General features: G+C 70.7%; 21 protein-coding genes and 1 pseudogene. All 22 read right to left on the reverse strand.

The window, feature by feature from the left end:
- Window positions 1-225 precede the first annotated feature (225 nt).
- Entirely contained in the window at window positions 226-1434 is a 1209-nt protein-coding gene (locus CX1_RS06175; protein WP_046650903.1) for an acyl-CoA dehydrogenase family protein, read from the reverse strand.
- A 36-nt stretch (window positions 1435-1470) separates the two neighbouring features.
- A complete protein-coding gene (locus CX1_RS06180) occupies window positions 1471-2895 on the reverse strand; it encodes an acyl-CoA dehydrogenase family protein (RefSeq protein ID WP_046650905.1) in 1425 nt (474 codons plus the stop codon).
- A 342-nt stretch (window positions 2896-3237) separates the two neighbouring features.
- Complete coding sequence (lysS, locus tag CX1_RS06185) at window positions 3238-4785, reverse strand: lysine--tRNA ligase (protein ID WP_046650906.1); 1548 nt, start codon at window positions 4783-4785, stop codon at window positions 3238-3240.
- A gap of 77 nt (window positions 4786-4862) precedes the next feature.
- Window positions 4863-6521 (reverse strand): polyamine aminopropyltransferase, encoded by a 1659-nt coding sequence (locus CX1_RS06190; protein WP_432264144.1) that lies wholly within the window; start codon window positions 6519-6521, stop codon window positions 4863-4865.
- Window positions 6518-7015: a DUF350 domain-containing protein gene (locus CX1_RS06195; RefSeq protein ID WP_082719173.1), complete on the reverse strand. Its 498-nt coding sequence runs from the start codon at window positions 7013-7015 to the stop codon at window positions 6518-6520. The genes CX1_RS06190 and CX1_RS06195 overlap by 4 nt, the downstream gene beginning before the upstream one ends.
- Window positions 7016-7119: 104 nt before the next feature.
- Entirely contained in the window at window positions 7120-7554 is a 435-nt protein-coding gene (locus CX1_RS06200) for a DUF4247 domain-containing protein (protein WP_146780716.1), read from the reverse strand.
- A complete protein-coding gene (locus CX1_RS06205) occupies window positions 7551-8105 on the reverse strand; it encodes a DUF2617 family protein (protein WP_052753273.1) in 555 nt (184 codons plus the stop codon). The genes CX1_RS06200 and CX1_RS06205 overlap by 4 nt, the downstream gene beginning before the upstream one ends.
- Window positions 8102-8734 (reverse strand): DUF4178 domain-containing protein, encoded by a 633-nt coding sequence (locus tag CX1_RS06210; RefSeq protein WP_046650908.1) that lies wholly within the window; start codon window positions 8732-8734, stop codon window positions 8102-8104. Before CX1_RS06210 ends, CX1_RS06205 begins: the two co-directional genes overlap by 4 nt.
- A gap of 175 nt (window positions 8735-8909) precedes the next feature.
- Entirely contained in the window at window positions 8910-9860 is a 951-nt protein-coding gene (locus CX1_RS06215) for a carbohydrate kinase family protein (protein ID WP_060925414.1), read from the reverse strand.
- A gap of 48 nt (window positions 9861-9908) precedes the next feature.
- On the reverse strand, window positions 9909-12047 hold the full coding sequence (locus CX1_RS06220; RefSeq protein WP_046650919.1) for a PhoX family protein: 2139 nt from the start codon (window positions 12045-12047) through the stop codon (window positions 9909-9911).
- Between the two features lie 206 nt (window positions 12048-12253).
- Window positions 12254-12475 carry a helix-turn-helix domain-containing protein gene (locus CX1_RS06225; RefSeq protein WP_046650909.1) on the reverse strand — a complete coding sequence of 74 codons (222 nt, stop codon included), beginning with the start codon at window positions 12473-12475 and terminating at the stop codon, window positions 12254-12256.
- Window positions 12475-13341: a hypothetical protein gene (locus tag CX1_RS12380; protein WP_146780714.1), complete on the reverse strand. Its 867-nt coding sequence runs from the start codon at window positions 13339-13341 to the stop codon at window positions 12475-12477. The genes CX1_RS06225 and CX1_RS12380 overlap by 1 nt, the downstream gene beginning before the upstream one ends.
- Window positions 13342-13790: 449 nt before the next feature.
- Entirely contained in the window at window positions 13791-14216 is a 426-nt protein-coding gene (gene panD / locus CX1_RS06235) for an aspartate 1-decarboxylase (protein WP_046650912.1), read from the reverse strand.
- Window positions 14217-14569: 353 nt separating this feature from the next.
- Window positions 14570-15427, reverse strand: a pseudogene (gene panC / locus CX1_RS06240) (pantoate--beta-alanine ligase); the annotation flags it as partial.
- A gap of 106 nt (window positions 15428-15533) precedes the next feature.
- Entirely contained in the window at window positions 15534-16418 is an 885-nt protein-coding gene (locus CX1_RS06245) for a Rossmann-like and DUF2520 domain-containing protein (RefSeq protein ID WP_060925415.1), read from the reverse strand.
- 8 nt (window positions 16419-16426) lie between these two features.
- Window positions 16427-17701 carry a DUF6779 domain-containing protein gene (locus CX1_RS06250; RefSeq protein WP_060925416.1) on the reverse strand — a complete coding sequence of 425 codons (1275 nt, stop codon included), beginning with the start codon at window positions 17699-17701 and terminating at the stop codon, window positions 16427-16429.
- Window positions 17698-18204 carry a DUF3180 domain-containing protein gene (locus CX1_RS06255; RefSeq protein ID WP_046650572.1) on the reverse strand — a complete coding sequence of 169 codons (507 nt, stop codon included), beginning with the start codon at window positions 18202-18204 and terminating at the stop codon, window positions 17698-17700. The genes CX1_RS06250 and CX1_RS06255 overlap by 4 nt, the downstream gene beginning before the upstream one ends.
- Window positions 18205-18209: 5 nt before the next feature.
- Entirely contained in the window at window positions 18210-18749 is a 540-nt protein-coding gene (folK, locus tag CX1_RS06260; protein ID WP_174520154.1) for a 2-amino-4-hydroxy-6-hydroxymethyldihydropteridine diphosphokinase, read from the reverse strand.
- The gene (gene folB, locus CX1_RS06265; protein ID WP_046650560.1) at window positions 18749-19177 is read right to left on the reverse strand and encodes a dihydroneopterin aldolase; all 429 of its coding nucleotides are present in this window, start codon (window positions 19175-19177) and stop codon (window positions 18749-18751) included. The genes folK and folB overlap by 1 nt, the downstream gene beginning before the upstream one ends.
- 1 nt (window position 19178) lies before the next feature.
- Window positions 19179-20081: a dihydropteroate synthase gene (gene folP / locus CX1_RS06270; RefSeq protein ID WP_113570054.1), complete on the reverse strand. Its 903-nt coding sequence runs from the start codon at window positions 20079-20081 to the stop codon at window positions 19179-19181.
- 53 nt (window positions 20082-20134) lie between these two features.
- Window positions 20135-20770: a GTP cyclohydrolase I FolE gene (folE, locus tag CX1_RS06275; RefSeq protein WP_082719175.1), complete on the reverse strand. Its 636-nt coding sequence runs from the start codon at window positions 20768-20770 to the stop codon at window positions 20135-20137.
- Window positions 20767-23478, reverse strand: a complete 2712-nt coding sequence (gene ftsH, locus CX1_RS06280; RefSeq protein ID WP_082719176.1) for an ATP-dependent zinc metalloprotease FtsH — start codon at window positions 23476-23478, stop codon at window positions 20767-20769. The genes folE and ftsH overlap by 4 nt, the downstream gene beginning before the upstream one ends.
- Window positions 23479-23566: the final 88 nt, after the last annotated feature.

Below are 23566 nucleotides of genomic sequence, written 5' to 3' on the forward strand. Positions count from 1 at the left end.
CCGCGCCCACGAGATCACGATCGAGGCATCTCATCGCGATCTCGTCGGATGGGGTGGCACGTGGGCGTCGCAAAGCAGAAGAAGCCGGGCCGTGAACGACGCAAACTGCAGACGCTTCCGCGATTTCGTTGCATGAAATCGCGGAAGCGTCTGCAGTTAGCGACGTTCAGCTCAGGGAATGCGATCCCAGCCCGTTCAACGCGGACCCGGATCGCAGGCGATCCGCTACTTCAGCTGCTTCGAGCTCAGCCCCAGCACGCGGCGGGCGACGACGAGCTGCTGGATCTGCTGCGTGCCCTCGAAGATGTCCAGGATCTTCGCGTCGCGCGACCACTTCTCCAGCAGGTTGCGCTCCGAGTAGCCGTACGCACCGGCCAGCTCGACGGCGCGCAGGGTCACCTCGGTGCCCATGCGGCCGGCCTTCGCCTTCGACGCCGAGGCCTCGAGGGTGTTCGGCTGCTTATTGTCGGCCATCCACGCGGCGCGGAGAGCCAGCAGGTACGCGGCCTCCCAATCCGACTCCAGGCGGATGTACTCCGCGACGGCGGCATGCTGGGCGAACGCGGGCTTGTCGTAGTCGATCTCGACGCCGGCCTCCTCCAGGATGCGGCGCAGCTCCTCCAGCGCCGCACGCGCGACGCCAATGGCCATGCCCGCCACCAGCGGACGGGTGTTGTCGAAGGTCGCCATGGCGCCGGCGAAGGACTTCTTCACGTCGATGTCCGGCGAACCCAGCAGGTTCTCGGCCGGCACGCGGACGTTGTCCAGGCGCAGCACCGCGGTGTCGGAGGCGCGGATGCCCAGCTTCTCCTCCAGACGCTCCACGGTGAAGCCCGGGGTGCCCTTCTTCACCAGGAACGACTTGATGGCCGCGCGGCCCAGCGACTTGTCCAGCGTCGCCCACACGACGACGGAGTCGGCGCGCTCGCCGGAGGTGACGAAGATCTTCTCGCCGTTGAGGACGTACTCGTCACCGTCCTTGCGGGCGGTCGTCGACACGGCCGAGGAGTCCGAGCCGAACGACGGCTCGGTGATGGCCATGGCGGCCCACGTCTTGCCGAAGCTCTCCAGCTGCTCGTCGGTGGCGACGGCCGCCAGGGCGGAGTTGCCCAGGCCCTGGAACGGCAGGGACAGCGTCAGGCCGACGTCGCCCCAGCAGGTCTCGATGACGTTGAGCAGCGACGCCATGTTGCCGCCGTTCTTGATGCCGGGGCGCTGCTTCTTCTCGTCGCCGCGGCCACCGGACGCACCGGAGAAGGCGTTGCCGCCGTCGGCCATGCCGTCCATCATCGAGGCGAGGGTGTCCAGCTCACGCGGGTACTCGTGCTCGGCGAGGTCGTACTTTCGGGAAATGGGGCGGAAGATCTCCGCGGCGGCCTGATGCGCCTGCGCGGCGCCCGCCCTGAGGAACTTCGGCAGTTCGAGGTTGATCATTTCGGATCCTCTTTCAAATCTGAAGTGTCTGGCGGTTTACAGGACGACGATGCCCTCGGCGATGCCGATGGCGCGCAGGTCGCGGTACCAGCGCTCGACGGGGTGCTCCTTGACGAAGCCGTGGCCGCCGAGCAGCTGCACGCCGTCGGAGCCGATCTTCATGCCCTTCTCGGAGGCGAAGTTCTTGGCCAGGGCGGCCTCGCGGTCGAAGCGGCGGCCCTGGTCGGCGCGGGAGGTGCCGCGCAGCAGGATCATGCGCAGGCCGTCGAGCTCGATCTTGATGTCGGCGACCATGAAGGCCACGGCCTGGCGGTGCGAGATCGGCTCGCCGAACGCCTCGCGCTCGTTGACGTAGGGCACGACGTAGTCGAGGACGGCCTGGCAGGTGCCGGCGGCCAGCGCGGCCCAGCCGAGGCGGGAGCGGCGCAGCACGTCGCGGTACTCGACCTCGGCCTGGTCGGCGGAGATCTGCTCGCCGCCGAGGACGGCGTCGGCGGGGATGCGGACGTCCTTGAGCACCAGGCGGCCCAGGGCGGCGCCGCGGATGCCCATCGACGGGTCGGCTTCGACGTGGAGGCCCTCGGCGGAGGACTCGACGATGACCAGCGCGGGGCGGCCGTTGAGGTTGACGCCGACGATGAACAGCTCGGCGGCACCGGCGTTGGGGACCATCGACTTCACGCCGTTGAGGACGATCTCGTTGCCCTCACGGCGCCCGGTGGCCTCCGGCTTGAGCGGGTCGAACAGCGGGCGCGGCTCGGAGAGCACGACGGCGGCGGCGGGGACGTCCTCGCCGGCGAAGGCCGGGAGGTAGGTCTTCTGCTGGGCGTCGGAGCCGTGGGCGGTGAGCGTCGCGGCGACGCCGGCGGGGGCCAGCACGGCCAGGGCCAGACCCATGTCGCCGTAGGCCAGCGCCTCGGCGACGAGCGCGTTGGTGGTGACGTCCTCGCCGGTGGCGATGCCCTCGAAGGACTCCGGCACGTTGATCAGGGCGACGCCGAGCTCGGCGGCCTCGGACAGGAGCGTCTCCGGCGGGGTCGCGGCGTGGTCGGCGGTGGCGGCGGCGTCGCGCAGGCGGGACTCCGCGAACTCCTTCACCGTCTCGACGATCATCTGCTGATCTTCGGTCGGGGTGAGATCGAAGAGCTTCTTCGAGGGAGTCTTCGCCGGCTCGGCCGAGGCCGCGTCGTCGGGTGCGGCGGCCTGCGCCTCGCGGGCGGGACGCTGCGGCTTGCCGCCGCCGGATACCTTCTTGAACTGGCGGTTCGCGGCGCCCAGGGTCTTGAACCCGGACTTCGTCGACTGGTAGATCACGCGGTCGATCGTCGGCTGGAGGTCGTACTTCTGGGCGAAGTCGGAGCCGGTGATGGACGTGATGAACCGCATTGCCGCGCCGATGGCGTCACGGCCCGGGTTATTGCGGCCGACGGTGGAATCCTGGCGGTTCTTCTTCTCGCTCATGGGTTCATGGCCTTTCGAGTCAGAACTGTTACTGGGATAACGATAAAGCCATTCGGTGACCGCTGTCACATCTTTCGACAGAACTACCCCAAGATTGGCACTATCGCCGCCCCCGTAACGCACCCCCGCACAAAACACGAGGTCAACGTCACATTTCCCTTTACGATGAAAGTGGAAACAGCGTTATCGCAGGTATGCGCCGTGTTGACGCCGATTGACCCGACGGCGAAGCCTCCGGCACCGCACCGGCCATCCCCGTCGAGCCGGGCGGTATGCGGTCTCGACCCCGGAAACGCGAAAACGACGGACCGCCGCAAACGCCGGCCCGTCGTCAAGCGGAAATCAGTTCTGCTCGGGCTTCACGATCGGGAACAGCACCGTCTCGCGGATGCCCAGGCCCGTGAACGCCATCAGCAGGCGATCGACGCCCATGCCGACGCCGGTGGTCGGGGGCATGCCCTGCTCCATGGCGTGGAGGAAGTCCTCGTCGAGGACCATCGCCTCGTCGTCGCCGCCGGCGGCCAGGCGGGCCTGGTCCTCGAAACGCTCGCGCTGGATCACCGGGTCGACCAGCTCCGAGTAGCCCGTGGCCAGCTCGAAGCCGCGGACGTAAAGGTCCCACTTCTCGGTGACGCCCGGCTTCGAGCGGTGCTGGCGGGTCAGCGGCGAGGTCTCGACCGGGAAGTCGCGGACGAAGACCGGGCCATCGAGCTGGTCCTCGCACAGCAGCTCCCAGATCTCCTCCACGAGCTTGCCGTGGCCCCAGCCGCCCTTGGCCGGCACGTCCAGGCCGATGACGTCGGCGATCGCCTTGAGCTCGTCGACCGTGGAGTCGACGGTGACCTCCGGCTGGCCGGGGAACTTGCGGGCCAGCGCCTCGTTGAGCGAGGGGTACATCTCCAGCTGCTTCCACTCGCCGCCGAAGTCGTACTCGGTGCCGTCGGCCAGCGTCACCGTCGTCGAGCCGAACACGGCCACGGCGATTTCCTGGATGACCTCCTGCACGGTGCGCGCGGAATCGTCGTAGGTGCCGTAGGCGTCGTAGTACTCGAGCATGGCGAACTCCGGCGAGTGCGAGGAGTCGATGCCCTCGTTGCGGAAGTTGCGGTTGATCTCGAAGACCTTCTCCATGCCGCCGACGACGCAGCGCTTCAGGTACAGCTCCGGCGCGATGCGCAGGTACAGGTCCAGGTCCAGGGCATTGGAGTGCGTGACGAACGGGCGGGCCGCCGCGCCACCGTGGAGGGTCTGCAGCATCGGGGTCTCGACCTCGAGGAAGCCGCGGCGCTCCAGCGCGTGACGCAGCTCGCGGATGACCTTGATGCGGGTGATCGCGTTGTCGCGGGCCTCCGGGCGCATGATCAGGTCGGTGTAGCGGTGGCGGACGCGCTGGTCCTCGCTCATGTCGGAGTGCGCGAACGGCAGGGGGCGCAGCGACTTCGACGCCATGGTCCACTCGGTGGCCATGACGGACAGCTCGCCGCGGCGCGACGCGATGACGCGGCCGGTGATGATGACGAAGTCGCCCATGTCCACGTCGGCCTTCCAGGCGGCCAGCGCGTCCTCGCCGACCTCCTTCAGGCTGAGCATGGCCTGCAGCTGCGTGCCGTCGCCCTCCTGCAGCGTGGCGAAACACAGCTTGCCGGTGTTGCGCACGAAGATGACGCGGCCGACGACGGTGACGACGTCCTGCGTCTCCTCCCCCGCCTCCAGCTGCCACTGGCTGCGGACCTGCGCCAGCGTGTGCGTGCGCGGGACCTCGACCGGGTACGCCTCGCCGCCGTCGGCCAGCAGCTTCGCGCGCTTGTCGCGGCGGATGCGCAGCTGCTCCGGCAGGTCGGTGGTGGGCTTCTGGGCCTGGTTCGGGGCGGGGTTCTTCGCGTCAGTCACGGTTCCTCAGGGTAGCCCACTGCTTGACGACGGCATATCCGGCGGGGTTCCGGCCCGCCGGGGCGTGCGCGGCGGCCCTATTCGCCGGCGCGCCGCCAGCCGCGCCGCAGGTCATCGACGATGGCGGGTTCGCTCAGGGTGCTGGGTTCGAGATCGCGGGGTGCGGAGTCCGCGCCGAAGACCATGGAGGCGGCGGCGACGTCGTCGGTGAAGTAGCGCAGCGCAGGGGCACCGGGCGGCAGTTCGACGCGCGGGCCGTTGGTGTCGGGGCGGGTGGCGTCGTCAAGCAAGGGGGCGTCAAGCACAGGCGCACCGCCGAGTTCCGCCAGCCCGAAGCCCCAGTCGCCGAAGGTCGGGACGTGGACGTGATACGGCGTGGTCGCCCATCCGGCCGCGCGCATGGTGGAGATGGTGCGCCAGTAGGCGTCGGGCGTGGAGAAGGGCGAGCCGGATTGGACGACCAGGCGTGCACCGGGCGCGGCGACGCCGCGGATGAGGCCGTAGAACTCCTGCGAGTACAGGCGGCCGAGGACCGCCGTGTCGGGGTCGGGCAGGTCGGCGTAGATGGCGTCGAAACCGCCGGCGGGGATGTTCCGGAGTTCCTTCGAATGGCCGCGCAGCCAGGCGAAGGCGTCGTCGACGACGACGTCGACGCGGGGGTCGTCCAGCGAGCCGCCGTTGTCGGCCGCCAGCTCGGTGCGGGCCAGCTCGATGACGCGGGGGTCCAGCTCGACCTGGACGATGCGCTCGATGCCGGGCATCCGCAGCAGCTCGCGGGCGGCCAGCCCGTCGCCGCCGCCGAGGATCAGCGCCGTGCGGGTGGATTCGCGCAGGGCGGGATAGACCAGCGATTCGGTGTAACGGTATTCGTCGCGGCTGGAGTACTGCAGCCCACCGTCGAGGAAGAGGCGGGTGTCCTTGCCGGACCGCGTGATGACGATCTCCTGGTAGTCGCTGCGCTCCGCGTGGACGATCGGCGCGGCGAACAGCGCCTGGCGGGCGGTGACCTCGATGTGGCGGACGGAAAAGAGCAGCGCGACCAGCGCCACAGCTGCCGCGACGAGGACGGAGACCGCCGTGACCAGCGCCCGGCGCGTGAGCATCCGGCGCAGCAGCAGCACGGCGATGAGCAGCGCCGCGGCGACGTTGATCAGGCCGGTCACCGCCGTGCCGCGCAGCATGCCGAACACCGGCAGCACGATGAACGGCCACGACAGGCCGCCGATGAGCGCCCCCAGGTAGTCGGCTGCGTTGAGATTGGCCACGACCGCGCCCGATTCGGCGGCGGTGGTGCGGCGGCCGTGCTGCAGGAGCGTCATCAGCAGCGGGACCTCCGCACCGACGAGCACGCCGATGGCGATGGTGGCCACCGTCAGCGCCGCCAGCGAATCGCCGGTGACGGCGAAGGACAGGTACAGCAGCGTCGCGGAGAATCCGCCGACCAGGCCCAGCGCCGCCTCGACGCCGAGGAACGACGCCGCCGCCCACTTCACCAGGGGCTTGGCCAGCAGCGCGCCGAGCCCCAGCGCCGCGACGTACCCGGCGACGATGACCGAGGTGGCCACGACGTCGCCGCGGCCCAGCGAGGCGGACAGCGCCAGCAGCGCGAGCTCGTAGATCAGGCCGCAGGCCGCGCACGCCGCCACCGCCGCCAGCAGCAGCGCCCGCCAGAGCCTGCCGGGAGGGGCGTCGGCGCCGGATTCGGTGCGGGCTTCTGCGCCGGCACTCACCGTCACGACAGTGCGACGGCGTTGATCAGCCCGATCACCACGAGCGTCACCCCGGCCATCGCGGCGCGGGGCCGCAGCTTGGCGTCCATGACCACGTCGCGGAACCGCCCGGGCACCAGCGCCTCGAGCACGAGCAGCGCCAGCGCCTGCGCGGCGATGCCGATGGCGCCGTAGATGAGGGTCTCGGAAATGCCCACCCACAGCCGATCGTCGGAGGCCCGGATGACCGAGAAGATGATCATGCCCAGCGCGATCTGCTGTGCGGCGGCGAGAGTGGCGGCGCCGGCGCGGTTTTCCACGAAGACCAGCTCGCGGAGTTTGCCGGGGGTCAGCAGGTCGAGGACGACGAAACCGACCACGAGCACGAGGATGCCCGCCGCGAAGTAGGCGATGGTGGCCGGGACGCCCACCGCCAGCTGGTCGGCGAGCGTCGGCGCCACGACGTCCTGGGCGGTGAGAAAGCCGGGTGCGTGGCCGGAGTCCTGGGCGATGGAGGTCATGTCGGGATTCCTTGTCTCGAACGGGACGGATTCTGGGGCCGGTGCCGGGGCGGGTGCTGGGCCGGATTCGGTGACGGATGCCGGCGCGGGAACGTGGGCGGCGGTCATTTGGCGCCTCCCCAGGACCCCGAGTTGCCGCCGGATCCACTGGCCGGGGAGCCCGGCCGGAAGCCGGGGCCGAGGAAGATGTACCCGCCGTTGGAGTAGGTGCGGTCGAGGCTTTCCGCCCGGATGGTGCATTCGCCCGCGGTGCGGCCGACGACGATGATGCGGTTCCTGGTGCGCAGGTACGCGGACCCTTCGTGCTCGGCGTAGCTCTGGTGGTTGATGTCGTCGCGCAGTTCGCGCCCGACCTGCACCGGGTCGGCGGTGCCGCAGCTCCAGGTCGTCATGTCGCCGACCGAGTTGCCGTTGCCGTGCCGGTCGGAGATGGTCCGCTCCACGGTGGCGGATCCGGCGACGGCTCCGCCGATGATGGTGACGATCCCGAACACGATGAGGATCACGCCGAGAATGCGCATCGGCCCCATGCCCTTCATCGCGTCGCCCCCATCCGCCACGAAGAGGACGTGGACACGACTTCACCGCCACCGCGCGCGTCCGGGTACAGGTGCCACGTCCGCCACCGGTGGCCGCCGGGCAGCGCTTCACCGTGCACGGCCGTGATCGCCCCGTCGCAGCCGGGGAACTCGGCGACCAGGGCCGACGGGTCCTCGCCGAGGGAACGGACCTGCTTGACGACGGAACCGAAGCCCGCGACGTCCAGCCTGTCCACGTGCACGCCGGTGCCGCGTTCGGCCGGGTCGACGGCGTGGAGCGCCACTCCGCCGATCGCGGTGCACGACAGCTCCTCCACATGGGCGGGAGCGGCGGCGGCGCCGACGTAGGCGACGTGGGAGGAACCGAGGATGCCCAGCGTGAGCGGCGGCGACCCCGCCGGGGCGTCCGGATGCGCGGCGATGGTCAGATGCGCGAGCATCGGCGGCACGGCCCCGCCGATGGACAGGCGCAGGTCCGCGGCCGTCACGTCGGCGAAGGGGACGTCGAGGGCGATCGGCCCGGCCGCCGTCATGGTGGAGGTGGCGCTCATCGTCGCGCCCCTCCGTTGTCCTCCGGGCCGAACCGGCCGTTGGGGTCCGTCGGCGCGGAGTACACGGTCAACTCGCCGGGCAGGATGCGGTGGCCGAACGATGCCTCCCACGGCCCCTGCGAGGACCACTGCTCCAGACCGAGCAGGCGACAGTCCGAAGATTCGAAGTCGATGTAGACCATCGACCCCTCCGGCGGCAGGCCGGTGGTGCCCAATGCCCGGTAGCGGGCCTCGCCGCGCTCCTGCTCCCAGTATTCGACGCCCTCGATGACCATCGGGTTCGTCGGCTGGAAATTGCCCGGGTAGCGGCGCCACCAGGTCAATTCCACCGCACCCTCGTCATCCTCGACGCCGAACCACGAACCGTCCGGGCCACCGTCGAGCAGATGCTCCCACCAGCGGAACGGGCCCTGGCTCAGCTCCAGGCTGCCACGCACCACGTGATCGTGGCCGCCGCGCCCGATGATCGCGCCCGGCGCGATGGACGTCGGCCCGAACTTGCGGAACTCTCCGGTCAGCAGAGGATCGTTGTACCTGGGGCCGGTCTCGCCGTCCTTCTTCTTGCCCATGACGACCAGCACCACGCCCACGATGACGATGATCACCCCCACCACGATGATGAAGTTCATTGTCCGGCCTTCCTCGCGATCAGGTCACCGCGGCGCTCCCGCGGCAGATGTTTCGCCGCACAGAATACGTGGCCGTGTGGACCGTGTCTCTCCTCGAGCCTCGCCCCGGTGCCGGACCGATGCCGCCCCAGCGCATGTTCGGTGGCGCCGCGGCGGATGTTCGGTGCCGGTTCCCCTACCCCAGTTCCTCCGCAGTGGGCGGATTCGCGCCGGGCCGCGAGACGGTGATCGCCGCCGCGCGGGTCGCCCGTTCGAGGATCGGCCCCCACTCCCCCGGGCCCCACGCGCGGACGACGTCGGCCGGCGCCGCATGCGGGGCGTCGGCGAGCCTGCGGTCGATGTCGGCGGCGATGGTCCCCATGACGGTGTCGCCCGCGCCGATGGTGTCGGCGACGTCGACCTTCGGTGCCGCAGCGGAAACGTTCCCGCGCGCCGTGAACGCCGACGCCCCTCGGCCACCTTCGGTCAGCACGACCGCGCCCCTGGTCTCCATGGCGATCTCGGCGCAGGTGCGGTGGACGTCGAGGTCGGGGTCGTCGTAAAGCCAGGCGAGATCGGCATCGGAGACCTTCAGCACCGTCACGTGCGGCAACCACGCGCGGAAGCGCTCCCGGTACAGGCCCGGATCCGCGATGACCGCCGGGCGGATGTTGGGGTCCAGGGCGATGACGCGGCCGCGATCGGCCTCGCGGAACAGGACGGTCTCGTAGACGCTCGCGCCCGGCTCGAAAACCAGCGAACACGTGCCCAGGCACACCACGTCGGCGTCGATGGGGCCGGGATCGGCGATCAGGCGGTCGGCCGAACCCGCCCAGTGGAAGTCGTAGGTGGCCGAACCGTCGGGGTCGAGCTGCGTCACCGCCAGCGTCGTCGGCTCCTCGCCGAGCTGCACCTGGGCGACGTCGACGCCGGCTTCGGCCAACCGCGCCAGCCCGGCGCGCCCGTAGGCGTCGGTGGACAGCCGCGACAGGAACCCCACCTCCGCGCCCTGCCGGCCGGCCGCGATGGCCACGTTGAACGGGCCGCCGCCCAAGTGCGGGCGCAGGTCCGGCCCGGCCGCGCCCGCGGCTCCCGTACCCGCCACGGGCACCAGGTCGACCAACATTTCTCCGCCAACGACGATCATGGCCCCACCCTAGGGAAGGTGGGGCCATGGGCGGGAGGTTTTTGCGCGCTACGCGCCGATCTTGCCGCCGCCGGAGCGTACGACCTGCACGACGGCCGGGCGCGGCTGGGCGTCGCCGCCGTCGGGCCAGTGGGAGATGATGTTGTCCGGGGTGGCGTCGTCGTCCTCGCCCGGGTGCTGGACGTTGACGATCACGCGGTTGCCCTCGACGACCGGGCCGCAGGTCTCGGCGCCGACGGGGACGGTGAGGAAGCACTTGACCTCGCCGCGGCGCTCGCCCTCCACGGCGACGGCGTAGAGGCCGTCGTTGGAGTCCAGCGCGTTGCCGTCGGTGGAGATCCACAGGTTGCCGTACTCGTCGAAGGCCAAGTTGTCCGGGCAGGAGATCGGCGAGACCGAGCCCTTGTCGAAGCCGCCGAAGTACGTCGCCGCCTCCTCCGGGTCACCGCAGACCAGCAGCAGGTTCCACGTGCCGGTGGTGCCCGCGTGGTCGTCGTCCATCTCCAGGACGAGGCCGTTCTTGTTTTCCACGATCGGGGCGACCTCGGTCGGGCCCTCGTAGGGGCGGCCCGCGCCGTCGGTGGCCTGGTCGATCTTCTGGTCGATGACGCCCTGCCCGCCCTCGGCCATGCCGCGGTACTTGTTGTTGGTCAGGGCGGCGTAAACCTTGCCGGTCACCGGCGACGCCTCGACGTCCTCCGGGCGGTCCATGCGGGTCGCGCCGACCTGGTCGCCGGCGAGGCGGGTGTAGACGCACACCTCCGCGGTGTCCATGCCGTCGACGTGGGACTCGCCGGAGCCGTCGGCGTTGGCGGTCATCAGCGGGATCCACTCGATCTCGCCGTCGAAGGCGCCGTCCTCGGGCAGCTCGCCGGAACCGTCGATCTGGTCGGCCGGGGAGTTGCCGTTGAACTTGGCCACGTACAGGGTGCCTTCGTTGAGGATGCCCATGTTGTGGGCCATGTCGCCCTCCTTCACCTTGCGGGAGGAGACGAACTTGTAGATGTACTCGAAGCGCTCGTCGTCGCCCATGTAGCAGACGACCGTGCCGTCGTCGGTGACGTGGATCTGGCCGGCCTCGTGCTTGAAACGGCCCAGCGCGGTGTGCTTGACCGGCGTCGACTCCGGGTCGAACGGGTCGATTTCGACGATCCAGTAGAAGCGGTTGGGCTCGTTGGGCTCCTTGGAGACGTCGAAGCGGTCGTGGAACTTCTCCCAGGCGCGGTCGGAGACGTCGTTCTTGATGGAGTAGCGGCCCAGCTTGTCCTCCAGCTCGGCGTCGTCGAGCTTGTCCACGCCGCCGAAGTACTGGTCGACGTTCTCCTCGCCGGAAAGCATGGTGCCCCACGGGGTGATGCCGCCGGCGCAGTTGTTCAGCGTGCCGATGACCTTCGTGCCCGTCGGGTCCTCGTTGGTCTTCAGCAGCTCGTGGCCGGCGGCCGGGCCGGAGACCGTGAACTCGGTGAAGCCGGTGATGCGGCGGTTGAGCTCGTGGCCCTTGATCGGCTTCAGGAAGCCCTTGTCATCCTCCTCGACCGCCAGCACCGTGTGGCCGTGGGCGGCGAGACCGATGTTGACCTGCTCCTCGGTGGTGTTCTCCGCGTCCCAGTCGCGGAACATCATCGGCTCGGTGGTGTACTCGTGACTGCAGACGTAGACCAGGGTGCCGTCGGCGACGGTCAGCACGCCGGCGAAGTCGTTGTTGAAGCCGAACTGCTTGGCCTGGGCATCGGCGGTCTGTCCGTCGAAGTCGAACTCCGGCGCACCGTCCTCGACCGGATCGCCCCAGGCGATGAGCACGTTCTGCTCGTAGCCTTCGGGGATGACGACCGCGTCGTCGGTGTTCGGCTGCACCGCGGTGAACCGCATGCCCTCGAGCGCCTCGCCGCCGCCGTTTCCGCCGTCGCCCTCGGCGCCGGTGGTGCCGGTGGCCCCGCCGTTGCCGCCGTCGGTGGTGCAGGCCGCGAGCAGCGATGCGCCGCCGAAGGCGACGGTGGCCGCGCCGCCGACCTTCAGCGCCTGGCGGCGGCTGTAGGCCCGCTTGGCGACGTCCGCGAAGTACTCGTTCGACGAGAACTCGTTGGGGGCGTCGTCGCGGCAGGCGTTTCCGCACTTGTACGTGCAGGTCAGGGAGCTGCGGGAAGACGCGAACGGGTTCTTCAGCAGGTTCTTGTGGATCAGCGCCACGGCGCACCTCTTCATTTCTTCGATCACGGGCGAGGCCCCGACCCACGGGCTGACGGGGTCGGGGCGGCAACGCCGAAGAGGTTAGGGCGCTCGGGTGGCCTGGCGGTGAGTGGCGGGTGACGCCAAAGTTAACGGTTGGTGATCATCCGTATCGGCGCACGCTGTCGGCCGGTTTCCGGGCGGTTTTCCCTTTGCGCGCCTTCGCTTTACGACGGTTCCACCGTGAACAAGTCACCCGGGGTGCAGTCCAGGGCGTCGCACAGTGCCGTCAGCGTCGAAAAGCGAACGGCTTTGGCCCTGTCGTTTTTCATCACCGACAAGTTGACCGTGCTGATGCCCACCATGTCGGACAGCGCCCGCAGGGTCAGGCCGCGATCCTCGAGCAGACGGTCGAGGTGACAGACGACGCGGTGCTCGGGGGGCGCCATCAGACCAGGCCCTCCGTGTCGCGCTCCAGCACGGAGGCGCGGCGGATGGCGACGCCGATCAGCGACAGCGTCATGACCAGCACGTACATGACGATGAAGTCGCTCCACTCGATCGCAGGGATGGACACCCAGTGCAGACCGAGGTCGCGCAGCACCATGTTGCCGCCGAGCATGCCGACGAAGCCCGGCACGAACATGTAGAAGAACAGCGCCCAGCACATGGCGGACACCCACCGGAACGAACCGAGGGTGAAGAAGTCGCCGAGCAGGAAATTACGGGCGAGGCCGGCGCCGCAGAGCACCACCACCAGCAGCGCGGCCACGGCCAACCAGTGCGAGGCCCACAGGAAGCTCGCGGCGCCGTCCGAGATCAGCTCGCGGGCGACGGCGCGGCCATTGTCCACCGAGGCGTCGCCGGCGACGCGGGCGACCTTGCCGGGAACTCCGTCGGCGCCGATGACCGGGCGCAATGCGTAGCCGAGCAGCAAAAACAGCGCCAGACCCAGGGCAAAGATCGTTGCGTAGATGTCGGTGCGTTCGCGGCGCGGCGACGCCGGGCTCGGGTAGCGGCGCTCCCCGACGGCCCCGTCGGCCCGGTCGGCCCGGTCGCCCCGGTCGGCCCGGGGACCGCGGTCAGCTCGGCTGAACCCGAGTGCGCGGAAGGCGCGGCCACGCTCGCGGTGGTCGGCACGGCCACGGCCCCGACGGTCGACGCGGTCGGGATAGTCGACGCGATCAGGACCACCAGGACGATCGGCGCCGCGGGGGCGATCGGGGCGCGCGGCACCATCACCGGCAACGCGGTCGGATGAGCCAGTGCGGCCAGATGGGTCTGTGCGGTCGGGGTTGTCGTTCCAGGCGGACATGGCGGCCTCCTCGGACCTCGGGACTGAGGGCAACGAATCTCGATACCCTATCGATATTCGTTACCCTAGCGCCCGCCATTGAGAAGCGCAACGATTTTCGTTGTGTTTTTCACGGCCAGACCACGGGACCGCACGTAAACCCCGAGATCGATATGCCCGGGCTTCGACCCCACACGCGCAGGTCCCTCCCTTTTCCCAAACCCCGAAATCAAAACCCCGAAATGAGCCGCTTAACCGACCTCAAACCCCGATATCACCGGTGATCTCGGGGTTTTGATTTCGGGGTTTGGAAATGACGCAGCTGAAGTCGGGGTTTACGGCGGCCGCAGCGACGAAACACGGGGCGGCCGGGCCGAAGACCAGGACCCCGGACCGGGCAGCGGCCCCACCGGAAACGGCGAAACCCGCCGACCAGGGGCCGGCGGGCGTCGTAAAGCGAAAAAGCGGGCCTAGCCCGAGAACTCGTCGGGCTTGCGGGGATCCCACAGGCCGGAACCGACCGGCACGTTGGCGGGATCGTCGCCCTCGGTGACGATGGCGTTGTTCTCGTCGACGAAGACGACATTGGGCTTGCGGGTGCGGGCCTCTTCGTCGGTCATGGTGCCGTAGCCGATGATGATCACCAGGTCACCGGGCGAAATCAGGCGCGCGGCGGCACCGTTGATGGAAATGATGCCCGAGCCGCGCTCGCCGGTGATGCAGTACGTGGTCAGGCGATTGCCGTTGTCGATGTCGACGATGTCGACCTGCTCGCCCTCGAGCAGATCGGCGGCCTCCATCAGATCGGCGTCGATGGTGCAGGACCCGACGTAGTGCAGGTCCGCCTGCGTCACGGTGGCGCGGTGGATCTTGGACTTCAGCATGGTGCGGAACATCAGCGGCCCCCTTCGGTGGCGGAGTCTGAGTCGGTGGCGGAGGTGGAATCGGTGGTCCCGGCACTGCCGCCCTCCGAAACCGGACGACGCACCGTATCACCATCAACGCCGTCGACGCGAGAATCCATTCCCCCCGCGGACCCCGCGGACCCCGCCGTGCCCGCCCCGGACCCCGCCGCGAACCCGGCGCCGCGCAGACCGTCGCGCGCTTCGCGGGCCTCGCGCTCGGCTCGGACCTCGTCGACGCGGGCCTTGAGCTTCTTCAACTCGGCCATTTCCTCTTCGGTCAGCGGCTGATCGTCGAGGCCGGCGGCGGACAGCGCGGCCTGGGCGATCTCGCGCTCGCGCATGTCGCCGAGCAGCACGCCGACGTTGTCGATCAACCGAGTCGTCCCCACGCGCGCCGCCACGAGCAGGCGCGCCTCGCCCTCCTCCGGCACGGGGCCCAAGCCGGGGCCGCGCAGCTCCAGGTAGTCGACGTCGACCTCGGGACGCTCGGCCAGCACGGCCCGCGCAGTGGACAGCACCGCGTCCGCGCCATGGTCGCCGACGTGCGCGCCGGCGGTCAGCGCCGCCGACAACGTCACGGCCAGCTCGCGCTCCTCGGCGGAGAGGTAGCGGTTGCGCGAGCTCATGGCCAGGCCATCGGTCTCGCGGATGACGGGCACGCCGTGCAGCTGCACCGGCATGTTCAGGTCGGTGACCATCTGCTGCATCAGCGCCAGCTGCTGGTAGTCCTTTTCGCCGAAGATGGCGTCGGTGCAGTTGGTGATGTTGAACAGCTTGTTCACCACGGTCAGCGCCCCGGCGAAATGCCCGGGCCGGGTGGCGCCCTCCAGCTCGTCGGCCAGCGGCCCCGGCTGGACCGTGGAGCGGAACCCGTTGGGGTACATCTCGCGGGCGTTGGGCGCGAAGACGAGTTCGCAGCCGACGGCCTTGAGCTTGGCCACGTCGTCGTCGAGGGTGCGCGGGTAGGCCTCGAAGTCCTCGCCCTCGCCGAACTGCAGCGGGTTGACGAAGATCGACGCGACCACCACGGCGCGCGGCAGCGACTGCGCGGCCCGCACCAGTTCGAGGTGCCCCTCGTGCAGGGCGCCCATGGTGGGCACGAGGACGACGGGCCGGCCGGTCTTGCGCATGGCGCGCGTGACCTGGGCGATCCCCGCGATCGTGTCGTGGACGGTGATGTCTCCGGCGGTGTAGCCGCTCACTTTTCCTCCGAAAATGCGCGAACGCCCGTCTGACGTTCGTCGTGTCCCCCGGTCGTTTCCCCGGGGCAATTCCCGATAGACGGTAGTCCCCGGGCCCCGGCCGATCCTAGTCGGCCCCGTGGGGGCGGTCCCCCAGTTCGCGCAGGACGTCGGTGGAGCCCTTCATCTCGGCGATGCGCCGCGACAGTGCGCGGTAGGCGGGCGCGGCGTGGGGCAGTTCGCCGCCGATGACCTCGAGATGCTTTGCGACGGTGCCCGCGTCATCGCGGGCCGCCGGCCCCGTCAGTGCGCGGGGGCCCCATTTCAGGGCGTTGTCCAGCGAGGCTTCCAGCAGCGGGCCGAGCAGGGCCGCGGCCTGGTCGCGGGCGGTGGCGTCCGCCCCTTCCCCGATGGCGCCGGCGAGCAGTTCGACGGCGTCGGCGACGACGGCGCCGAGGTGGTTCGAGCCGTGCGCCATGGCGGCGTGGTACAGCGGGCGGCTGGCTTCGGGGATGGGGATGGCGCGTCCGCCGAGTTCGGAGATGAGCAGCTCGGCGACGGTGCGCGACAGTTCGTCGCCGACGGTGACGCCCCACGGGCAGCCGGCGAGGCGGTCGGTGTCCTCGGCCGAGCCTGCGAAGGTCATGGCCGGGTGGGCGGCGATGGTCAGGGCCCCGGTCAGCGCCACCGGGTCGAGCACGGCGCGGCCCCGGGAACCGGCGACGTGGACGATGATGCGCCCCGGGCCGACGTGCGGGGCGATCTGCTCGACGACGCCGGGCAGTTCCGGGTCGGGGACGGCGAGGATGATCAGTTCGGCGTCTCGCGCGGCCGATTCGGCGTCGGTGAGGCGGGCCTGCGGCAGCCGCAGTGCGGCGCGGGCCCGGGAGGCGTCGGACCGGGCAACGGCGGCGGTGACCGCGTGGCCGGCGCGCGCGAGCGCTTCGCCGACGGCGGTGCCGACGGCTCCGGCGGAGATCACCGCGACGGTGAGGCGGGGCGCTCCCGGCACCGCGGCGCCTACTCCCCGGAGTCCTTGCGCGCGCGCATCTGGGCGAGGAGCTCGGCGACGGTCAGGCCGCCCTCGTGGTCCTCGGCGCGGCGGCGGCCGTGGCGGGAGCGACGGCCGGCGTCGTCGGCGGTGTCGGCGTCGGCGGCGTCAGCGTCGGCGGCGCTGTCTGCATCGGCATCATCAGCGTCGGCGTCGGTGTCCGGGAACCCCTTGCGCACGGTCGGCGCGGTTTCCGCCGGAGCGTCCGATTCGTCGACGGCCGGGAAATCGGCGGTGTGGGCGGCCTGCTCGTCGGCGGCGATGCGCGGCAGCACGGCCGTCGGGCGGGACTCGGCGGCGTCGGGTTCCGGCGCCGACGTGGCCGGCTCCGGGTCGCTCTCCCACGGCACGGCCTTGAAGGAACCGGTGTTGAAACCGCCGCCGTAGGCGTGGCCGGGCACGCCGGCCCCGGCGTCGGAATCGGAATCGGTGCCGTTGTCCACGACGGGCACGTCGACGGGCTCGTGGTCGACGTCGTCATGCGGCTCGAAAGCCTCGTTCTCGTCCCATTCCTCCGGGACACCCTGCACGGTCGGGCCGTGGGGGCCGTGGTTGGTGTGGGTGCCCACCGAACCGTTGGCGGTCGCCTCGGCGCGGTGCGCGGTGGCCCGCGGCTTCGGGCGCTGATGGGACTCGGGGTCCTTCAGCGGCGACGACGACGGCGGGGCGTCGAGCTCGCGGAGGCGCTCCGCGCGGGCGCGCAGGGCGATGCGCTCCTCGTCCAGATCGGCGCCGAGCAGCTCGGCCAGGTGCTCGCGCAGCGCGGTGATCTCCGCGCGCAGCTGGGAGATGGTGTCGTCCGACTTCGCGTCGAGCGAATCCAGGTAGTTCTGCTCGAGGATGAGCTCCTGCTCCCGGTGCGTGGACAACTCGCGGTCGAGCTCCAGACTGTGCATGACCTCGAGGTCTGCGATGCGCTCGCGCTCGGAGGCGAGCTGGCGGCGGTACCGCGTCACCAGCAGCGCGCCGATGACCGCGGCCCACAGGCCGGCGAGCACGGCGATCTTCATCCACCCGGTGGAGTCGGTGAACAGCATGACCACGCTGGCGATGACGGCCAGCGCGATCAGCGCCGCCATCATCGCGGTGGCCACCTTGTCGGTGGCGTCGCCGTCGCCCGCCGCGGTGCGGGGCCTATCGCGGCCCGGCTCGTCCCGCCCGTCCCACTGGTCGACGGGCCCGGACCCGGCTGCGTCGGGGTCCTGTCCGTTTCGATCCACGTCGAAGTCCTCCGGTTGCGTCATGTGCCCCAGCCTACCGACGGCGGCACCGGTTCCCCTCCCGACGCGGCGGGCGGTTCGTCATCCGGGGGAAGCCGGCACGACTTCTCCAGCCACGCGCCCGCCGCCGCCAGGGCCACGCCGGACAGTGCGCCCACCGCGAGGACGGGGCCGTCCTCGGCGGCCGCGGCCAGCTCCGACCAGCGGGGCAACGCCCAGACCAGGGCCCCCGCGTACAGCCCCGCCAGCACCGCGCCCAGCCATGCCGACGCGGTGCCGATGACCAGCCACCGCGCCATGGTCAGCGGTTGCACCTGGCTGGAATCCTGCCCCACGCGACCGTCGTCGAGCGCGGACCGGATCCAACGCGCGGCCGCGGCGCACACGAGGGTGAGCACCCAGGGAAACAGCAGATCCCACCAGCTGCGGGCCCCCAGGTCGCCGTAAAATCGCCCGTAGAGCAGGAATCCGGCCACCGCCAGCACGACCGCCACGAGAGCCAGGGAGGAGATGGGGGTCGGTTTCATCGGCGTCATCGCCCCCACCCGGCGGGGTCGCGCCGCACGGCGGACACCTCATCCGGGTCCAGCTTTGCGACGATGCCCGCCACCCGGATTCCCCCCAGTTCCGCGTCGGGGTCGGCGTCGAGCCACGGCACGAGCACGAAGGCCCGCTCGTGGGCGAAGGGGTGGGGCAACGTCAGGACGGGGTCGTCGGACGTGATTTCGGTGGCACTTGAATCGGCGGCATCGGAATCGGCGGCCGGGCCGTCGTCAAGCGAAAGAACCTGCACCACGTCGACGTCGAGGGTCCGGGGCCCCCAATGCACCTCCCGGACGCGGCCGGCGGCATTTTCCAGGGCCTGGCCCCTGCGCAGCAGCTCGAGGGGCGACTGGTCGACCTCCACGATGAGGACGGCGTTGAGGAAATCGCCCTGCTCGACGCCTCCCCACGGCGGGGTGGCGAAAACCGCCGAGCGGGCGATGGTCTCGCCGGCGAACTCGTCGGCCACGGTCCGCAGCGCCGCCCGGGCGTCGCCGAGGTTCGCGCCGATGGACAGCACCGCGCGGATCATCGCGCGTCCCTCCGGGCGCCGGCGCGCTGCGTCTTGCGCGAGCGGCGGGCGGTGACGGCGACGTCGCCGAACTCCAGCGGGATCGGCGCCTGCGGCTTGTGGATGGTCACCTCGACGGCGTGGAGCAGCGGCGGGCGGGATGCGGCTGCTGCAGCTGTGTCGTCGGCGGCCAGCAACTTCTCGGCGATCTCCACCGCCACCGTCTCGATGAGGTCGCGGGCGGGCCCGGCGATGACGTCGTGGGCGATCTGGGCGACCGCGCCGTAGTCGACGGTGTCGTCCAGATCATCGCTGGCGGCGGCCGCGCCGAAATCCAGCCACAGCGTGACGTCGCAGGTGAAGTCCTGCCCGTCGCGCTTCTCGTGGTCGAAGACCCCGTGGTTGCCGCGGACCTTCAGCCCGGTCAATGCGATGCGGTCGGCCATGTCAGCGCGCTCCCCCGGCTCGTTCGCCCGGTCGCCCCGGGTCCTCGGACATCGGCTTGTTGCCGCCGCCGACCGGATAGTCCCCGTCGGCGGTCACGCCCTCCGGCGCACGGCCGGAAGTCCAGGCCGCGGCGACGTGCACGGCGTCGCGGCTGGCGGAGACCTCGTGGACCCGCACCGCCCACGCCCCGGCGGCGGCGGACAGGGCGGATATCGCGGCGGTGGCGTCGTCGGCGTCGCGCGGCGGGCGCGGGGACCCGTCGACGACGGTGGCGGTGAAACGTTTGCGGCTGGCGCCGACCAGCACCGGGTACCCCTCGGCGACCAACTCCGGCAGCGCGTGCAGCAGCGCCCAGTTGTCGTCGGCGTTCTTGGCGAAGCCCAGCCCCGGATCGAGGATGGTCCGCTCGGCGGGGATGCCGGCGGCCGCCGCCCGCTCCGCGAGGGACAGCAGGTGCCCGCGGACCTCGGCGACGATGCCCTCGGCCGACGGTTCGGCGCGGCCGGAAGCGGATCCGAAACGGTCGGTGCGCCAGTGCATCAGGCACACGGCGACGTCGGCCGCGGCGCAGACCTCGAGCATCCGCGGGTCGGCCATGCCGCCGGAGACGTCGTTGATCATCACCGCCCCGGCCTCGATGGAGGCCTCCGCCACCGTCGCGCGCATGGTGTCGACGCTGACTGGGATCCCCGCCGCCGCCAACTCGCGCACGACGGGCACCACGCGGCCCAGTTCCTCGTCGGCGGAGACGCGCACCGCGCCGGGGCGGGTCGATTCGCCGCCGACGTCGATGAGGTCGGCGCCGTCGGCCATGAGCCGCCGGGCGAGGGCGACCGCGACGGCCGGATCGTTCCAGCGGCCGCCGTCGGAAAAGCTGTCTTCGGTGACGTTGACGATGCCCATGACCAGGCAACGGTCGGCCACCGGCAGCACGGGATCGGGCGCGGCCACGGCGATCAGCGCCCCGTGATCAGCGACATCGCCTCGGCGCGGGACCGTGCGTCGGACTTGAAGCCGCCGCGCACCGCGGAGGTGATGGTCGTGGCGCCCGGCTTGCGGATGCCGCGCATGGCCATGCACAGATGCTCGCATTCGATGACCACGATCGCCGACGTCGGCTGCAGCTTGTCGACGAGGGCGTCCGCCACCTGACCGGTCAAACGTTCCTGGACCTGGGGGCGCTTGGCGTACAGGTCGACGAGGCGGGCCAGCTTGGACAGGCCGGTCACGCGACCTTCGGGGCCGGGGATGTAGCCGATGTGGGCCTTGCCGAAGAAGGGCACCAGGTGGTGCTCGCACGTCGAGTAGATCGGGATGTCCTTGACCAGGACCAGTTCCTGATGGCCCTCGTCGAAGGTCTTCTCCAGCACCTCCGTCGGGTCGACGTGGAGCCCGGCGAACACCTCGCGGTAGGCCCGGGCGACGCGGGCGGGCGTCTCGCGCAGGCCCTCGCGCTCGGGGTCCTCGCCGACGGCGAGCAGCAGCTCGCGCACGGCCGCCTCGGCACGCGCGTGGTCGAAGGGGCCCAGGTCCTCGCCGCGGTCGGCGGCGATGTCCGGGTGCACCTCATCGTCGCGGTGGTCGTACATCATCGCGGGTCCTCCATCCCATTCTCGCCGGCACCGGGGTTGTCCTCCGGGCGCGGCGGAGTCGGCTCCTCGCTGCCGGGGGCGCGGTGGCGCCCGCCGAACTTCGGCATCTCGCGGGTCGGCTCCGAATCGGTGACACCGAGCGGACGGCCCTCGGGCGCGCCCTTGCGTTCCTTCGGGGTCTCCTTGTTCTCCGGCTGCTCACGGTCCGGCAGGCGGAACCCTCGGGGCTCCTGCGGCTGCTCGGGGGCCTGGCGCGGATTCTGTTCCGGCTTCTGGTCAGACTTCTGATCCGGGGCAGGGCGCTGCCACCCCGACGGCGCGGGGTAGTTCGCCGCGCCGGGGTGGCCGCCGGGGCGATTGGGCTGGCTGGACTGCCCCTGCTGACCCGACTGCCCCGACTGACCCGGCTGGCTGGGCTGGTCGGGCAGATGACCCGGCGTGCCGGGCAGATGGCCCTGGTCCTGACCCTGGCCCGGACGGTACGGCGCATTGGGGCCGCCGGGACCGTTCTGCCCACGATTCTGCGGCGGCCAGCCCGGCACGGTCCAGTCCGGCGGCGGCGGGGTGCCGCCGTAGACCGGCACGTTGCGGCGATCGCCGGAACCGCCGGACACCGGGCCGGCACCGGGGCCACCCGGTTGACCCGGCTGACCCGGGAGACCACGCTGACCCGGCTGACCCGGGCCCTGCCGGCCCTGCTCGGCGTCGCCGGTCGGCCCGTCCTGGCGGCGCGGGCGCACGGGCGCGAAGATGTTCTCGCGGCGCGGCGGCTCCTCGCCACGCTCGATGGCCAGCTCCACCGGGGTCTTCACCGGCTCGCGGCCGTCGCGCGGGTGGCGCTTGTCGGTGTCCAGGAAGTCGAGGCGCTCGCGGATGCGGACGTCGGTGAACATCGCCTCCAGGTCCGGGCGGCGCAGGGTCTCCTTCTCCAGCAGCTTTTCGGCGAGCACGTCCAGGGTGTCGCGGTTTTCGCGCAGGATGTCGTAGGCCTCGTCATGGGCCTTGGAGATCAGCCCACGGACCTCTTCGTCGATCTTCGCGGCGACGGCCGGCGAGTAATCCAGCTGGCCGGAGCCGCCGCGGCCGACGAACGGGTCACCGGCCTCCTCGCCGTACTTCACCGGGCCCAACGACGCGGTCATGCCGTACTCGGTGACCATCGCGCGGGCGATCTTCGTCGCCTGCTCGATGTCGGCGGACGCACCGGTCGTCGGCAAGCCGAAGACCAGTTCCTCCGCGGCGCGGCCGCCCATGGCGAAGACCAGTCGCGCGAAGAGTTCGGGCAGGTTGTACATGCCCTTGTCGTCCTCGGGCACCGTCATGGCATGGCCGCCGGTGCGGCCGCGGGCAAGGATGGTCACCTTGTACACGCGCTCGATGTCCTTCAGCGCCCACGCGGCCAGGGTGTGGCCGCCCTCGTGGTACGCGGTGACCTTCTTCTCCTGCTCGGAGATGACCTTCGACGTGCGGCGCGGGCCGCCGACGACGCGGTCGACGGCTTCTTCCAGCGCGTCGGCGGTGATCACGTCGCCGTTGACGCGGGCGGTGAGCAGCGCCGCCTCGTTGAGCACGTTCTGCAGATCGGCGCCGGACATGCCGGCGGTGCGCTTGGCCAGCGACTCCAGGTCGGCGTCGGGGCCCAGCGGCTTGTTGCGGGCGTGGACCTCGAGGATCGCCTTGCGTCCGGCCATGTCGGGGGCACCGACGGGGATCTGGCGGTCGAAGCGGCCCGGGCGCAGCAGCGCCGGGTCGAGGATGTCCGGGCGGTTCGTCGCCGCCATGATGATCACGCTGGAGCGGTCCGAGAACCCGTCCATCTCCACCAGCAGCTGGTTCAGCGTCTGCTCGCGCTCATCGTGGCCGCCGCCCATGCCGGCGCCGCGCTGGCGGCCGACGGCGTCGATCTCGTCGATGAAGATGATGCAGGGGCTGTTTTCCTTGGCCTGGTTGAACAGGTCGCGCACGCGGGACGCGCCGACGCCGACGAACATCTCGACGAAGTCGGAACCGGAGATCGTGTAGAACGGCACGCCCGCCTCGCCCGCGACCGCGCGGGCCAGCAGCGTCTTGCCGGTGCCGGGCGGACCGTAGAGCAGCACGCCGCGGGGGATCTTCGCGCCCAACGCCTCGTAACGGGCCGGGTTCTGCAGGAAGTCGCGGATCTCGTCGAGCTCCTGGACCGCCTCGTCGGCGCCGGCGACGTCCTCGAACGTGTTGGTCGGCTCCTCCTTGTTCAGCATCTTCGCCTTGGAGTTGCCGAAGCCGAACATCCCGCCGCGACCACCCTGCATGCGGGAGAACACCCACATGATCAGGACGAAGAAGATGAGCATCGGCAGCAGGAAGCCGAGGGTCGACATCAGGAAGGAATCCTGCGTCACCTCGGTGGTGTACTTGTCCACGCCCTCGGCGCCGGAGACCTTCTCGAAGATGCGGTCGGCGGCGCGGGCCGGGTACTGGGACATCACCTCCTTGACGTCCTCGGTCTCCTCGACCTCGATGCCGTCCTTCAGCGTCAGCCGAAGGCGCTGCTCGCGATCGTCGATCTGCGCTTCGGCGACGTTGCCGGCGTCGAGCTGCGCGATGGCGACGGACGTGTCGACCTCGCGGAACGACCGCGTGTCATCGGTGAGCGTGGTCACCGCGAAGAGGATCAGGAGGAAGATGCCGACGATGCCGGCGATCCGGAAGACCTTGTTCTTGTCCATGGAGGGGCTTGGCCTTGGCTTTCTCGGGTGTCGGGGTTAGGCCCATTCGACGCGAGCGCCGCGGTCGTCGACCGCGGCGGGATCGTCG

Origin of the sequence: Corynebacterium xerosis NBRC 16721 = ATCC 373 (assembly GCF_001552415.1) — a bacterium.
GTDB classification, from domain to species: domain Bacteria; phylum Actinomycetota; class Actinomycetes; order Mycobacteriales; family Mycobacteriaceae; genus Corynebacterium; species Corynebacterium xerosis.